The 14,401-nt window shown below is 73.8% G+C and carries 10 protein-coding genes; 5 read left to right on the plus strand and 5 right to left on the minus strand.

What is annotated here, in order from left to right; translation table 11 throughout:
- Positions 1–452: 452 nt before the first annotated feature.
- On the minus strand, positions 453–857 hold the full coding sequence (locus RB146_06205; protein ID MDQ7828571.1) for a hypothetical protein: 405 nt from the start codon (positions 855–857) through the stop codon (positions 453–455).
- A gap of 82 nt (positions 858–939) precedes the next feature.
- Between RB146_06205 and RB146_06210 the strand changes: the two genes are divergently transcribed.
- Positions 940–1,146: a hypothetical protein gene (locus RB146_06210; protein MDQ7828572.1), complete on the plus strand. Its 207-nt coding sequence runs from the start codon at positions 940–942 to the stop codon at positions 1,144–1,146.
- Between the two features lie 89 nt (positions 1,147–1,235).
- On the opposite strand, the gene RB146_06215 is transcribed toward RB146_06210, so the two are convergent.
- From RB146_06215 to RB146_06225, 3 genes are all read right to left on the minus strand, one after another.
- Complete coding sequence (locus tag RB146_06215) at positions 1,236–3,434, minus strand: hypothetical protein (protein ID MDQ7828573.1); 2,199 nt, start codon at positions 3,432–3,434, stop codon at positions 1,236–1,238.
- Between the two features lie 19 nt (positions 3,435–3,453).
- A complete protein-coding gene (locus tag RB146_06220) occupies positions 3,454–6,618 on the minus strand; it encodes a class I SAM-dependent methyltransferase (GenBank protein MDQ7828574.1) in 3,165 nt (1,054 codons plus the stop codon).
- Positions 6,619–6,704: 86 nt separating this feature from the next.
- Positions 6,705–7,913 carry a glycosyltransferase gene (locus RB146_06225; protein MDQ7828575.1) on the minus strand — a complete coding sequence of 403 codons (1,209 nt, stop codon included), beginning with the start codon at positions 7,911–7,913 and terminating at the stop codon, positions 6,705–6,707.
- A 360-nt stretch (positions 7,914–8,273) separates the two neighbouring features.
- Between RB146_06225 and RB146_06230 the strand changes: the two genes are divergently transcribed.
- Positions 8,274–9,449, plus strand: a complete 1,176-nt coding sequence (locus RB146_06230) for a hypothetical protein (GenBank protein MDQ7828576.1) — start codon at positions 8,274–8,276, stop codon at positions 9,447–9,449.
- A gap of 33 nt (positions 9,450–9,482) precedes the next feature.
- Here the strand turns inward: RB146_06230 and RB146_06235 are convergent, their stop codons facing one another.
- Complete coding sequence (locus RB146_06235) at positions 9,483–10,178, minus strand: SPOR domain-containing protein (GenBank protein ID MDQ7828577.1); 696 nt, start codon at positions 10,176–10,178, stop codon at positions 9,483–9,485.
- A gap of 598 nt (positions 10,179–10,776) precedes the next feature.
- Here RB146_06235 and RB146_06240 point away from each other — a divergent pair.
- From RB146_06240 to RB146_06250, 3 genes are all read left to right on the plus strand, one after another.
- On the plus strand, positions 10,777–11,928 hold the full coding sequence (locus tag RB146_06240) for a cysteine desulfurase family protein (GenBank protein MDQ7828578.1): 1,152 nt from the start codon (positions 10,777–10,779) through the stop codon (positions 11,926–11,928).
- Between the two features lie 5 nt (positions 11,929–11,933).
- Positions 11,934–13,136 carry a tRNA uracil 4-sulfurtransferase ThiI gene (gene thiI, locus RB146_06245; GenBank protein ID MDQ7828579.1) on the plus strand — a complete coding sequence of 401 codons (1,203 nt, stop codon included), beginning with the start codon at positions 11,934–11,936 and terminating at the stop codon, positions 13,134–13,136.
- A gap of 265 nt (positions 13,137–13,401) precedes the next feature.
- Positions 13,402–14,400, plus strand: a complete 999-nt coding sequence (locus RB146_06250; protein ID MDQ7828580.1) for a glycosyltransferase family 4 protein — start codon at positions 13,402–13,404, stop codon at positions 14,398–14,400.
- The last annotated feature ends 1 nt before the right edge of the window (position 14,401 follow it).

Genomic DNA, 14,401 nt, shown 5'->3' on the forward strand with positions numbered 1-14,401 from the left:
CTGACGCCTCTCTTGCCCCTCCCTGCCCCCACCGCGTCCAGGCCAAACAGCAACGCCCGTCCCTCAAGGACGGGCGCAGCCGCGGTACCACCCTGATTCCGGTGTGGCCCTGGCGGGCGCGCGCGCACCCACGCGGTTGAGCCGCCGCCGCCACACCGGCACTCATCCAGGGACGGGAGGCCTCCGCCTCCGATCCCCTCCCCACGGTCACGGTGGGGGTTCCGGTGGGGCTACAGGGAACAACGCTCCGTTCGCCCCACGGCTCCGGGGGGATCTTCGGCCGGCCCTGCGCCGCCGGGCTCGCACCCACAGCCCCCGTCCCGCCGACAGCACCGGCCTCGGGGACTCCCCGGCTCGCTCGGGCGAGGGGCCGTCCTACTCGTCCCCGTCATCGCCCAGGTGGCAGGTATGGTAGCAACGCGGTCCCACGGGGGTCAAGGTGACGCAGTGCCTCAGACTACATCCATCGGGGGTCGTTGCCTCATAGCACATGTGAGGCAACTGCTCGCCACCTTGGGAGGTCCGACCGGCCCCATGACCCCCCTCTCCAGGCGCCAGCTGTCGCCCACTGCGGCGAGTCGACGCGTGGCGAGGACCTCCACAGCCTCTCGGTGGTGGACATTGCGACCGCGGGGTTCGAGCCCCGCGCCGTGGTCAACCGCAACCAACGCCATGTCTTTGAGGCGTTCACCATCATCCGCCATCGGCTCCCCTTCCCCCTGCCGGGCATCGATGCCGACCATGACAGCGCCTTCATCAACCCCACCCTCCTCGCCGACTGTCGCGCCCAGCGCCTCACGTTCCCACGCTCCCGGGAGTATGGCAAGAACGACCAGGCCCACGTGGAAGAGCGCCATGGAGCAGTGATCCGCCGCCTCATCGGCTACGACCGGTACGGGGGGAAGCCGGCTGCTGCCGCGCTCCAATGCCGTCCACGCTGTGCTGCGACTCTGGGTCAACTTCTTCCAGCCGATCATGCGGCTCGTCGCCAAGGAGCGTGTGGGGGCCAAGGTGATCAAGCGCTGCGATCAGGCCAGAATCCCCTACCAGCGCGTCCTGGAGGTCCCGGAGGTCTCGCCCTCCGCCGAGCAGGCCCTCCGAGCTCTCTACCAAAGTCACCCCCGTCTAGCTGCGGCGGGAGCTTGAGCGGCACCTGGCGAATCTGTGGCGCCACAGCCTTCACTCAGGAGGGTCCGTGAGGCAACGGGCCCCGGAAACTCAGGTTTCTCCATGAGTCACGGGCGGTCGCCGGCCTCGCCCCGGGCCGCCACCTGCCGGGACAGGGCCGGAGCCCGGCCCTGCGCGACAGCCAGCGCGAGGACCACTACGGCGGCACCGGCCTGCAGGAGCGCGCCCGCGACCATTCCCGCATCCGAGGTGGCCAGGAGGGCGACCCACCGATGGACCCCTCCAGCGGGGTGGAAGGCTGGGAGGGTGCCGGGGTACCACACGCTGGTGGCCGTCATCAGCGCCCACATGCCGACGAGACCCGTCAGCGTCACCGCCACGAGGGCGAGCGCTCCCGCCCCGCGCGTCCACGGGAGGGCCGCCGCCAGGAACGGGATGGCCAGGGCCACGTACCGTGGCTGCGTGCGCGTGAGCAGCACCGCACCCCACACGAGCGCCGCCGCAGGCACGAGGAGGGATGAGGCCGGGTGGCGCGTCCCGCGCACCGCCGCGCCGACGAGCAGCACGGTCACCAGGAGGAAGCCGAGGCGCCCCAGCAGGAAGGGGCTGGGGCCGAACACGGAGGGGCGCAGATCGGAGGCGCCCAGGCGCTCCCACCCGTGGAGCTCCCTCTCCAGGATAGCCCACAGCGGGAAGCCCCCCTGTGCGACGACGGCGTCCGGTCCCGGAGAGGAGAGGATGCCAAAGGCGAGCCCTTTGCCGAGCAGCGGCCGGTACAGCGCCGCCGGCTCCAGCCCAGCGGCCAGCAGGGGAGCGACGAGGACGAACAGGACGAGGGCGGCGGTGGCGGCACCGTCCAGCGCCCGGCGGAGCCCGAAACGGGCCAGCCCGAGCGCCAGGAGCGGCGCCAGCACGAGCACGGCCGTCTGCTTGGTCAGACAGGCCAGCCCCAGGCCCACCCAGAAGAGCACGGGCCGGTCGAGCGCGGCGCCGGAGGCGGCCAGCAGCAGCCAGAGGAGGAGGATCGTGTCCGTCTGCCCCCACACCGCGGCTCCGAAGAGCACGGCGGGGTTGAGGGCGTAGGCCAGCGCGGCCAGCCCGGCCGCGGCGAGGGCGCCGCGCAGCCACCACACCAGCGTGAAGATGAGGATCCCACCGACCGCCTCCGCGGCGACGGCGGCCACTTTGAGTGCCGCCACCACTCCCGCTGCCGGGACCATCCAGGCGACTCCCCGGAACAGGTAGAGCAGCACCGGGGGATACGGATAGGCCATCGACGCATACGGCCACCCGCCCTGTGCCATGCCGCTCGTGGCCAGCTGCGCACCCTGGAGCAGGTGGAGCACCCCGCCCTCCCGCGCCAGGTGAGTCCAGACCTCGACGAAACGCCGGTCCAACGGGTGGGGCGGCAGCGGCGCCACCAGGACGCCGGCCGCCGCCGTAGCTGCCGCGACGAGCAGCGGCCAGAGCAGCGCGGTCCTGCCCCCGCCGGGAACGCCATGTCTTCGCACCCATCGGGCCGCCGATCGGATGCCGACGTCGGTCCCCCTCCTACCCGGGAGCCTCCACCAGCTGAACAGAGACCAGAGGACCACCAGGGCAACGAGCCCCGTCCCCAGCCGGACCGCCGGGATCGTCTGCCCCGAGGCGCGGCGGTCGCCTGGCAGGAGGGTTACGCGCAGCTCCGTCACCCGTGCCCTGGCCCGCCCGTCGGGCGCGGTGGCGAGGAGCGTGAGCGCTCGAGGGTCGAGCGAGAAGAGCGGCGGCACCTCGTCCCGCTCCACTGCCAGGGCCCGCCGCCGGCCGTCCGCGCTCACCGCGATCTCAGCCCGGCCCGGCTCCCACCGCACCGTCCAGGGGTGGCGGTCCGGCGCGCGCGGCCCTCCTGCGTAGGGACCGAGCACGGCCTGGGTGAGCCAGCGCTCACCCAGGCGCGCCCCCGCGTGGACCTGGCCGTCGGGTCCGTACCACGCCTCCAGCGCCGCGTCGGCGCGCGGGTTCCAGAGGCGCACCTGCAGCGGGTAGGCCAGCCCCGTCCGCTCCAGGACTCGGGCGACCAGCGTCGCCGAGAACGGTGCGTCCGCGGTGACGAGGTGCACCATGGGCTGCGCCCGCGGCCCGGCGGCCAGCTCCAGGGCCTCCGGCTGCAAGGTAATGCGGCCGGGTCGCGGGAGGAGGCCGCGAGGGACGGCCGTCAGCACCATGGGGTCGAAGCCGCTCAGCACCGGACCCGGCGGTACCACCGGCCACGGCAGCACCACCAGCGCGCCGATCACGAGGAGCAGGATGGTCCTGGGGGCGGTCACGGCGGGCCGGCAGAGGCGGTCACGGCGGACCGGCAGGTACGGAGGCACGGGCCTGAACGGGTGCACGAGCCCACAACCACAGCGACTGGAGACGGCGCATCCCTGGCCGCGGCGACCCGTACCGACAGGTCACCTCGTCCAGGCCGGCTGCGCGTGCCAGCGCCGCGAGCTCCCGGCGCGTGAAGAGGACGCCAAACCAGTTCCCATCCCCGATGACGGACTTCAGCGCGCGCCACAGCCGGCGCTCCCCCAGCCCGTTCACCTGGAACCGCACCAGCCCGCCGGGCCGCAGGACGCGCACGGCCTCGCGCAGGTAACCGGCGACCACGGCGCGGTCGGGGACGTGCTGGAAGACCAGGTGGGAGAAGACCAGGTCCACTGAACGATCCGGGATGCCGACCAGCGTCCGACCGTCGTTGGCCATGACCCGCACGTTCGGCAGGTCACGCAGGCGCTCGGCCGCCAGCGTGACCATCACCTCGGAGACGTCCACCCCCCACACCTCCCGGGCACGGGCGGCCAGGGGACGCAGCAGCCGGCCCGTCCCGCACCCGATCTCCAGGAGGCGCCAGGTGCGCAGGCGGTCCGCGTCGATCTCCTCGAGGAGGTCCGCGAGGTCGGCGTCGGCGGTGCGCGCTGCCTCCTCCGGACCGGTCGCCCAGGCGGTGAACCAGTCTGCTGCCTCCTGGGCCCGGGCATCCCAAGCCTGACGGGCCGACAGATGGTGCCGACGCCAGATCTCTCGAAGCGTGGTGACCGGCCCACGCAGCCGACGGGCGAGATACGACGCCCACCGCCGTGGCCGGACCACCACCCAGAGGAGCAGCAGGCCGGAGGCGAGCAGGTAGGCAGGCCCCGCCCCGACGCGCGCGGCGCGAGCCCACGAGGGGAAGGCCAGGCAGATGCGGTGCCGCCCCGCCGGACCGCGCAGGGTGAGCAACCCCAGGGCATCCTCCCCCACGCGCACGGCCGGGTCCGCCGCCCGCCAGCGCGGAACGGCCGCCACGCTCACCGTGACCGTCGCGCGGGCGGATGGGAGCGTCACCTGGAAGCACTCGGCGTGCTCGCGGCGGAAGGGGACCGCCTGAATGGCCTCGGTCTCGCGCTCGAAGCGCAGGGAGGAGAAGTAGGCCTGGTGGAGACCGCTCCCGGCGACGCCCAGGATCAGCCGGTCCACCCGGCTGCAGTCCAGAGCGTACCGGAACCGACCAGGACGCACAGGCAGCGGATCGTCGGGGTGCACCAGGAGCCAGGTCCCCTCGCGCCGCACCCGCACCGCCAGGCCGGCCGCCGTCGGCGACCACGCCGTGAAGGCGACGTGGGTGCACGCCCGGGCCGGAGGGCGCACCTCGACGAACGTCCACCCGTGAACCGTGGAGCCGGCCAGCGTCAGCGCAGCGACATCGTCCTCACGTCGGACCTCCACCTCCCGGGCCCCGCCTCCCGGACGCCAGACAGCGCTCCACAACGGCGCCTGCGCCAGGGTGCGGACCATGCGCCGGGGAGTCCCTGTCCACGCCGCCACAGGCGGGTGGACCGCCCGGTAGAGGCGCCAGCTGCGGAAGGGCCCCCGTCCCGTCTCCAGGACGAGCTCGAAGCGGTCCCGCGGCACGGCCGGGTCGTAGACCCGGTCCTGGGTCACCACCCAGCGGATGCCGTAGACCCGCGCATGCCGGAGGAAGAAGCGGGTCAGGCGCAGCGTGGGATCGGCGAATTTCTCATACGCCAGGGCCTCCACGCCGGAACGCCGCAGGACGGCCAGCTGCCGCGCGTCGTTGTAGGCGCCGTCGATCAACGGCCGCCCGGCCACGTCGGGCAGGGTGAAGACGACGGGTGGCGTCCCGAGCGGCAGCACCCTGCCCCAGCCGCGTTCCTGCTGCAGCCGAGCCACCAGCGCCGCCGGGATCAGGCGTGCGCTCGTCCCGTCCAGGTGCACATTCGCGCCGCGAGCACGCGGGGCCGCACCACCGCTCCCTGCCCCCTCTTCCATGGCACCGGCCACCAGGCGGCGGTAGAGCGCCTGCGTGTGCCCGAAGGAACACCCGAGGAGGAGGACTCCCGCCACCACGGCCGCACCGACGAGCCGCGGGAACGTCGGAGCGACCGGCCCCAGCGCGTGGGCCAGGGCGACGTAGCCCATGGGGACCGTGAGGAGGAGGAAGCGGTCGTACACGAGCACCTGGGCCCAGGGCAGGAGGCGCCCGATACCGCCGGCCGGGCCCAGTGAGACCCACAGCCCCACGAGCGTGGCCAGGGCGAAGGCCCACGCAGGGGTCCGGAGCGTGGAGCGTCGCAGGGCCAGGCTCAGGAGGAGCAACCAGCCGGCCGCGAGGCCCAGCCACGGCGGAGGGACGACCTCCCGCAGCGCCACGAGGCCGGCCACCCCCGCCGCCGCTCCGACCGCCTTGCCCGCCCCCCCCATCCGGGCGAGGGCGACCGACGGCAGCGCCAGGACCATCGACAGTCCCGCCGGCGCGCCCACCCAGGTGAGCCATCCGGCGGGCCTCACCAGGTCCGGGCTGCGCGTGACGTGCGGCACCGGCGTCTTGGTGAACCGGGGCAGGTCGAGCAGGAGCGGAAGGGAGGGGAGGAGCGCCAGCAGGACGCCCACGACCATCGGCAAAGCCAGCCGGGCGAGGACCCGCCGCCAGGGGAGCAGGAGGGCCGGCGGGAGCAACGCGATCGGCACCGCCAGCAGGGGGAGCAGGTGGATGCTCCCCAGGAGGCCGACGCCGAGCGCCACCAGGACGGCGAGGCGGAGGTCGTGGTGCGGGCGGCGCAGCAGCGCGCCGCAGCCGGCGAGCGTGGCCCAGAAGACCACGAAGGCCAGGAGCGTGGGATACTGGCCGAACCACAAGGCCCGCCAGAGCGCCGGCGCCAGCAGGGTGGCAAAGGCCGCGGCAGCCGCCCGTGTGGCGTCCAGCCCACCGTAGTGACGACAGGCGGCGTAGAGGGCAGGACCAGTCGCCAGGACGACCGCCACCACGACCAGGCGGAGCCCCTCCTCCCCCTGTGCACGCACCAGGGGCGCCGCCAGCGCGTGCGCCAGCGGGGGGTAGGCATAGGTGGGATGGCCAGCGTACCACCCGTCGTCCCACAGCGCCGTCGGGGCGCGCGCCGTGATCGTGGCCATGTGCAGGTGGCCCGGGAGGTCATACGTGGGCGGCAGACCGGGGCCCGCCATGAACCGGACCGCCTGTAGCCCGGCCCAGGTCAGGGCGGCGGCCAGCCACACCGTTGGCCACCGGGAGCTTCTGACGTCCGGTCCGATCAGGAACCGACCCACGACGAGGGGAGTGGCCGGTTGAGCACGACCGGGGCACCGACGACCCTCTCATAGAGGGCGATGGTGCGGCGGGCCGCTTCCCGCCAGCCACGCGCGGCGGCGATATCCCTCAGCTGGTGGCTGGCATCCATGCGGGCCTGTTCGTCGCTCATCAGGAGACGGAGCATCGCTGCCCACGCCTCGACATCCTCTGAACAGATCCACGGCCACTGGGGCAGGACCGGCTGGAGCGCCCTGGAGAGGATGAACGGGCGACGCCAGCCAATCGCCTGGGCCAGCGGCCCGCTGGCAGAAAAGAGGATGCGATAGGGAAAGAGCATGAGGTCTGCACGACGCAAGCGGCGTGGGAGCTGTGCGGTCGGGACGTAGCCCGTGAACTCGACGCGCCCGTCGAGTCCCTCGCCCAGGCGCCGGAGGTCGTCGACGTAGCGGACGTGTGACGCGGCGGCCGAGGCCGGCAAGCCTCCGGCGATGACCAGGCGCCATTCAGGGAACTCGTCTGCCACTTGGCGGAAGGCCCGCAGGGCGAGGTCGAACCCCTTGTACCATTTGAGGTAGCCGAACAGGAGCACGACCCGTCCCCCGTCCCCTGTCTCGCGCGGACTCTCCTCGCACTCCGGGAGCGGCACCCCGTGGGGGACCACCTCGACGAGCGGATGGCCGAGGCGGTAGTGCGTCGTGAGACGCTCGCGAAAGACGTCCTCGTGCACGATGAGAGCGTGGGCCGCGCGAGCCAGCAGACCGGTGGAAAGTCGGAAGATCGCCCGGGCCAGCCGCGGGCCGACCCGAATGCCGCTCTGCCGGAGGAGCCTGGTCGTCAGGTCCGCAGGAGCGGCCACGTGGTGCACCGTGACGACCACCTTGCCCCCGACGAGACGAACCCACAGCAGGAACACCCAGAGGGAGAGGAACCCCAGCGGCCCGCCGTAAATGAAAGATTCAAACTGGACATGCACCAGCCGGGGCAGGTTCCTGCGCGCTCGACTCCAGAGGTCGATCCCTACCAGTGCTCCGGGCCGCCACACGCGGCAGACGTTCAGGTCACCATCGCTCTCCTCCGTGGCGATGGCTCCGTGGGAGCGGTCCGCCCACACCGCCACCTCCATCCCGCTCTCCTGCAGGGCCATCGCCAAGGACCGCGTGTAGTCGGCGACGCCGTGCTCCGGCGATGCTCCAGGGTAGAGGCCGATCATCGCCAGACCTCCTCCCGTGGTGCCACCGTCTCGCCGGGGGACGTCAGGGGGCTCTCGGGTGTCCCGTGCGCCGGGCCGCATAGGAATCAGGCCCATCCCCCCCGAAGGGCTCAGCACCGACGACAGCCGGCGCAGGGGTGCAGGGGCCAAAGGGCGTTTACCGCGCTGACGTGGGGGTGAAAGGTACCAGTGATGCTACACCACCGGAGGAGCCCGGCACCAGCCCCGGCGGGTCTGGCCGCCCTCGCCCTCCTGTGGGTGAGCCTCACTCCCGCTCTGGCCGCACCGGCCCCTGCCCCCCCTCCCCCGGCCGGTGCCGTTCGGATCGAAGCGGCGGGGCACGACAGCCCCGGCGGTGCCGTGTTAAAAGTCAGCGACCGCCTGACGGTTTCAGCCCGGGGGACCCGCGGGGCAGCCGCCACGTTCCAGATCGTCGGGATCCCGCAGGTGGTGGCGATGCGGGAGGCCTCGACGGGAGCCTACCAGGCGCAACCGAGCCTCTACACCGGCACCTACGTCGTCCGGCCGCAGGACGCCGCGCGCAACGCGGCCGTCCTGGTGACGCTGGAAGTGGGCGCGCGGCGGGTCACGGCCGTTGCCGATCCGCCGGTGACGGTCGACGGGAGAGCCCCGCGCGTCGTGGCCCTCTACCCCGCCGCCGAGCACCCCGTGGCGAACCTGCGCCCCAATGTGGTGGCGGAAATTTTCGACGAGGAGTCCTCCGTCGACCCGCGTTCGGTCCGGCTCCTGATCGACGGACGGAACGTCACCGCGCAGACATCCATCGCCGAGACGGCCGTCTCCTACAATCCGCCTCGGCCCTTCGCCCCCGGACGGGTCCAGGTGCGGCTCACCATGGCCGACCGCGCCGGCAACGTACGGCGCGTCGCCTGGGATTTCCAGGTCGTCGAACCGCCGGGCCTGGTGAGGACCGTGACGCTGAACCCTCCGACGCCCCTGGCCGGCGACGACGTGCTCACGGTCGTGGCGACCGGCGCGCCAGGGGGGAGCGCCCGATTCCGCCTGGCCGGGCTGGGCCGGACGGTCCCCATGCGGGAGTCGCGCACGACTCCGGGCGCGTACTTCGGCGCCTACAGTCCCGATCCCGGGACGAATCTGCTGCGGGCCTCCCTGACGGTGGAGGTCACCCGGGGCGGACGGACCGACCGGCTCCAGGCCTCGACGCCGGTCACGATCCTCACGCGCAGACCCGCTCCACCCGTCGTCGAAGCACCCGGCCGGGCGCTGGTCCTGGGCCCTGGCGGTGGCGGGGGACCGCAGGTCGTCCTGCGGGGTCGGACCCGCCCGGGGTTCCGGGTGGTAGGCCGGATCGCCTACGAGGACGCCGAAGACGCCGTGGAAGCCCGAGGGACCCTGGCGGAGTTCCTCGCCGTCGCAGGAACCGATGGGGGTTGGGCCGTCGCGCTCCCCCTCGCTGCCCCGTCCGGCGCCCGGCTGGCGGCCACCCTCGTCGTGGTCGACCCGGTCGGACAGCGCTCCCCCCCGCTGGTGATCCCCCTGGGACGCCTGCCCTGACGCGCGCCTCGCTTCGGGCAGGTGCCGGATCGGCTAGGGTGACGGCTGCAGCGTGATGCGCAGGAGCGACCCGAAGCGGCCGCGCACCAGGCCGGCGATCGCCTCCGCGGTCGAGCGCCGGTAGGGGCCCAGGGTGATCAGGTAACGCGTCCCCTCCACGCGCGTGACCCGCGCCGCGTAGCCGGAGAGGGTCAGGTGCGCGGCGATCTCCGCCGCCCGCTCCGGGCTCGCCACCGGGCCGATCTGCACGATCACGAAGGCCTCCTGCGGATCGAAGCTGGGCTCGGTGGGAGCGGGGGTCGTCGGCGGTCGCAGCGCCGGGGAGGGCGTCGGGGTCGCCAGCCGCGGAGTGGGCTGCGGTGGGGCGGGCGTGGGAGGTGGCGCCGGGGGCATCGGCGTGGGTGCGGGCTCCGGCGGGCCCGGACGCGGGGTCGGCGAGGGAAGCTGCGCGGGGCGGCGCGCCAGCGCGGGGGACCGTGGCGGGGAGGGGGCGGGCCGGGCGAGGGTGGTAGGAGCGGGCCCCGCCCCCCGCGGGGCGGTCCGTTGCGCCGCGATCTCGGCGGCGGCCGCCTCGGACGCCCGGGCCAGGAGGATCATGGCCTGGGGAGTGTAGTGTTCCTCGGTCTCCTCCCCCCGCGCCACGGCCCGACGGTAGGCGGCGGCCTGCCGCAGCAGCAGGGCGGCGTCGTCGCGGGTAGCGCGGCGGCGCACGGCGATGAGCCCGGCCATCGCCTCCTCGTCCCCTGGATCGCGCAGCGCGGCCAGCAGGAAGGCCTCCTGAGCCTGCGCCAGCTGCCCCGCCTCCAGCAGGTCCCAGGCACGCTGATGGCGCCGGCGCCCGCCAGGCTGTGCGGCGGCAGGGGCGGTGTCGGGGGGAAACGTCTCGGCCGGCTGTGGGGCGGGCTGAACCGCCTCCGGCGCAGGGAAGGGTCCCGGTGTTCCGCCCGGCCCGCCAGCGGTCCCGGGCGGCCGTTGGGGCGAAGGGGCCGCCGTTGGCCCGGGAGCGGGTGCTGCCGGGCGGTCCGGGACTGGTGAGGGAGACCCGGGAGCTCCGGGCTGCGCCGGGCCGGTCGGGGCCGAAGGTCCTTCGGATCCGGCATTCCGAAGCCAGGGGAGCCCGGACAGCGGAGGACCGGGCGCAAAGAAGCCGACTCCGACCAGAGCCAGTGCGCCGATCAGCGCCCCCACCAGCAGGCTCACCAGGAAGGTCGAGTCAGCCCTCATGGTCCCGGGGGTTTGATTCTCTCACAGTCTGCCCGTACCCGTACCGCGAAACGACACCCCTTCGGTTGTGCCCACCTCGCGGGCGCAGGTAGGATGAGGGGTGATGCCCGAGAGGATCTACCTAGACAACGCCGCGACGACACCGCCCGACCCGGCGGTCATCGAGGCGATGGCGGAGGTGCTCCGCACCGCCTACGGGAACCCCTCCTCCCTCCACCGGCTGGGAGTGGAGGCGGAGGCCCGGGTGGCCGCCGGGCGGGCCGAGGTGGCCGCCGCGCTGGGCGTGGCGCCGGCCCAGGTGATCTTCACCTCGGGCGGCACCGAGGCCAACGCCCTGGCGCTGGTGGGAGCGGCGCGCGCCTACCGGTCGCGGGGGACGCACCTGGTGACCACCGCGGTGGAGCACTCCTCCGTGCTCGACACCCTGCGGGCGCTGGAGCCGGAGGGGTGGGCCCTCACCGTCCTCGCCGTCGACCGCTGGGGCCGGGTGGACCCGGACGCGGTGGCGCGGGCGCTGCGCCCGGACACGGTGCTCGTCTCGGTGATGGCGGTGAACAACGAGGTGGGCACCGTCCAGCCCATCGCCGCCATCGCGCGCCTGCTGCGCGAGCGCCGCGGCGACAGCCGCCTGCCACTGCTGCACGTCGACGCCGTGCAGGCCTTCGGCACCCTGCCGGTGCCCGTGGAGGACGCCGACCTGGTGACGGTCTCGGCCCACAAGGTCCACGGGCCCAAGGGTGTGGGCGCGCTCGTCGTGCGGCCGGGCGTGCGCCTGGTGCCGCTGCTGCACGGCGGGGAGCAGGAGCGCGGGCTGCGCCCCGGCACGGAGAACGTCCCCGGCATCGTGGGCTTCGGCGTAGCGGCGCGCCTGGTGCGCGAGGCGGGGGACGTGACCCCGCGCCTGCGGGCGCTGCGCACGCGGCTGCTGGAGGGGCTGCGGCCGGTGGAGGACCTGGTGGTGAACAGCCCCCCGGACGGGGCGCCGCACATCCTGAACGTGCAGGTGCCCGGGGTGCGCGGGGAGACGCTGGTCCACCGGCTGGAGCAGGAGGGCGTCTACGTCTCCACCGGCTCGGCCTGCCACTCGCGCGACCCGCGCCCCAGCCACGTCCTCCTGGCCATGGGCCTGCGGCGCGAGGCGGCGCGCGCCTCCATCCGCCTGAGCCTCTCCCGCCACACCACGGCCGCGGAGGTCGACGCCGCCGCCGGGGCCATCGTGCGGGCCGCGACGGAGCTGCGGGTGCTGGCCCGGTGACCGGGATGGAGCCTGTCCTGCTCGTCCGCTACGGGGAGGTGGCGCTCAAGGGGCAGAACCGCCCCTTCTTCCTGGGCACGCTCGTGCGCAACCTGGAGGCGCTGGCCGGCCCCGGGGTGGAGGTCCGGGCGCGCTTCGGGCGCATCCTGCTCACCGGGCCCGCCGTGCGGCAGGACCCGCGCGCCGTGCTGGAGCGGGCGCGGCGGGTCTTCGGCGTGGTCTCGCTCAGCCCGGCCCTGGAGGTCCCGGCGGAGCCCGCGGCCATCCTGCAGGCCGCCGAGACCGCCACCGCCGCCCACCTGGCCCGGAGGGCGGCCGCCACCTTCAAGGTGGACGCGCGGCGCGCGGACAAGCGCTTCCCTCTCACCTCCCTCGACCTGAACCGCGAGGTGGGCGCGCACCTGGCCGCGCGTTTCGGCCTGCGCGTAGACGTCCACCACCCCGACTTCACGGTGCAGGTGGAGGTGCGGGACCGGGCCTACGTCGCCACCGAGGTCGTCCCCGGCCCCGGCGGCCTCCCCGTGGGCACCGGGGCCCGCGCCGTGATCCTCCTTTCCGGCGGAATCGACAGTCCCGTGGCGCTGTGGCTGGCGGCGCGCCGCGGGCTCGTCCCCGTGGCGGTGCACTTCCACAGCTTCCCCTTCACGAGCGAGCGCAGCCGGCAGAAGGTGCTCGACCTGGCGCGGGTGCTCGCGACCTACACCGGGCCGCTGCGCGTCTGGGTGGTGCACTTCACCGAGATCCAGCGGGCCATCCAGCTCACCGTCCCCGAGGCGCTGCGGGTGACGGTGATGCGACGGATGATGATGCGCCTGGCCGAGCGCATCGCCGTCCTCGAGGGCGCGGCGGGGCTCGTCACCGGGGAGAGCGTGGGGCAGGTGGCCAGCCAGACCCTCGAGTCCATCGGCACCATCGAGGCCGCCACCACGCTCCCGGTCCTGCGGCCGCTCAGCGGCATGGACAAGAGCGAAATCGTCGCCCGGGCCCGGGCCATCGGCACCTACGAGATCTCGGTGCTGCCCTACGAGGACTGCTGCAGCCTCTTCCTCCCCGCCCACCCGCACACCCACCCGACGCGGGCCGACGCGGAGCGGGCCGAGGCAGGCCTGGACATCCCGGCCCTGCTCACCGAGGCGATGGAGCGCAGCGAGGTCGTCACCGTCTCGCCGGGGGAACAGCCCGCCCTCGCCGCGGCCCCTGTCGGCTAGGACGAACCCCGCGCGCGATGGCGCCCGGGTGGGGCAGCCGTCGTCGATCCGTCCGGGGAGAGTACAGAATGTTTCGTTATTTTTCCCTCCCCAGGACCTCTCCACGACAGGTGCGGCACGCCGGCGGGGAGAACATTGAGAGAAGGTCGGCGCCCATTGGGGCGCTTCGAGTCGTCTCAACCGCAGGCCTGCGCGGGCGGAGGGCTCACCATTCCCGCCTGCCCCGGCGCCGGGCCAGACCGGCGGCGCGCGGGGAGCGGGACGCGTGGGGGGGCCGGTGAAGGTCTGCCTCTACCTCGAGCACAGCCGACGCCACACGTGGAGCGGCGGGATCCGCCGGGCGCACGAGAACCACATGAAGGCGCTGCGGGCCGCCGGGGTGGAGTTCACCACCGATCCGGGGGACCGCTTCGACGTCCTCCACGTACACTCCATCGGCGCCCGCTCCGTCTACCTGGTGGAGAAGTACACCGGCCGCCGGCCGGTGGTGATCCACAGCCACACCACCGCCGAGGACTTCGCCAACTCCTTCGTGATGAGCGACTCCATCGCCCCCTACCTGGGGCGGTTCCTGCGCTACTACTACGGCAAAGCGGACCTCATCATCGCACCCTCCCCCTACGCCCGCGAGGTGCTGCGTCGCTATGAGGTGGACCGGCCCATCGAGGTGGTGAGCAACGGGGTCGACCTGCGCCGCTTCACCCCCCACCCGCGCAAGCGCGTCCTCGTCCGCGGCCGCCACCGCCTGACCGGCACCGTCGTCTTCGCCGTCGGGCTGGTCCTGCTGCGCAAAGGGGTGGACACCTTCTGCCAGGTGGCCGAGGCCCTCCCCGAGCTCACCTTCGCCTGGTTCGGGCGCATCCACCGGGCGGTCAAGCCGGAGACGCTGCGCGTGCTGGAGCAGGCCCCGCCGAACGTGCGCTTCATGGGCTACGTCGAGGACATCACCGAGGCCTACGCCGCCGGGGACATCTTCTTCTTCCCGAGCCACGTGGAGAACGAAGGGCTGGCCATCCTCGAGGCGGCAGCGGCGGGCCGGCCGCTCGTACTGCGCGACGCGGAATGCTTCGCCGGCCGCTACGTGCACGAGGCCAACTGCCTCATGGCCGCCGACGTGGACGGGCTGGCGGCGCAGGTGCGCCGTCTGGCCGGGGACCCGGCCCTGGCCCAGCGGTTGGGCGCGGCCGCGCGGGCCTACGCCGAACGCCACTCCCTGGAGCGCGTGGGCGTCCGCCTGCGGGAGATCTACGCGGGCCTCTGCTAGC

It is taken from the genome of Armatimonadota bacterium (assembly GCA_031081585.1).
GTDB classification, from domain to species: domain Bacteria; phylum Sysuimicrobiota; class Sysuimicrobiia; order Sysuimicrobiales; family Humicultoraceae; genus Geohabitans; species Geohabitans tengchongensis.

Coding starts and splice junctions, on each gene's coding strand:
- RB146_06225 (MDQ7828575.1), bottom strand. CDS start 7,913: ATGATCGGCCTCTACCCTGGAGCATCGCCGGAGCACGGCGTCGCCGAC.
- thiI (MDQ7828579.1), top strand. CDS start 11,934: ATGGAGCCTGTCCTGCTCGTCCGCTACGGGGAGGTGGCGCTCAAGGGG.
- RB146_06235 (MDQ7828577.1), bottom strand. CDS start 10,178: ATGGCCGGGCTCATCGCCGTGCGCCGCCGCGCTACCCGCGACGACGCC.
- RB146_06220 (MDQ7828574.1), bottom strand. CDS start 6,618: ATGGCGGGCCCCGGTCTGCCGCCCACGTATGACCTCCCGGGCCACCTG.
- RB146_06205 (MDQ7828571.1), bottom strand. CDS start 857: ATGGCGCTCTTCCACGTGGGCCTGGTCGTTCTTGCCATACTCCCGGGA.
- RB146_06240 (MDQ7828578.1), top strand. CDS start 10,777: ATGCCCGAGAGGATCTACCTAGACAACGCCGCGACGACACCGCCCGAC.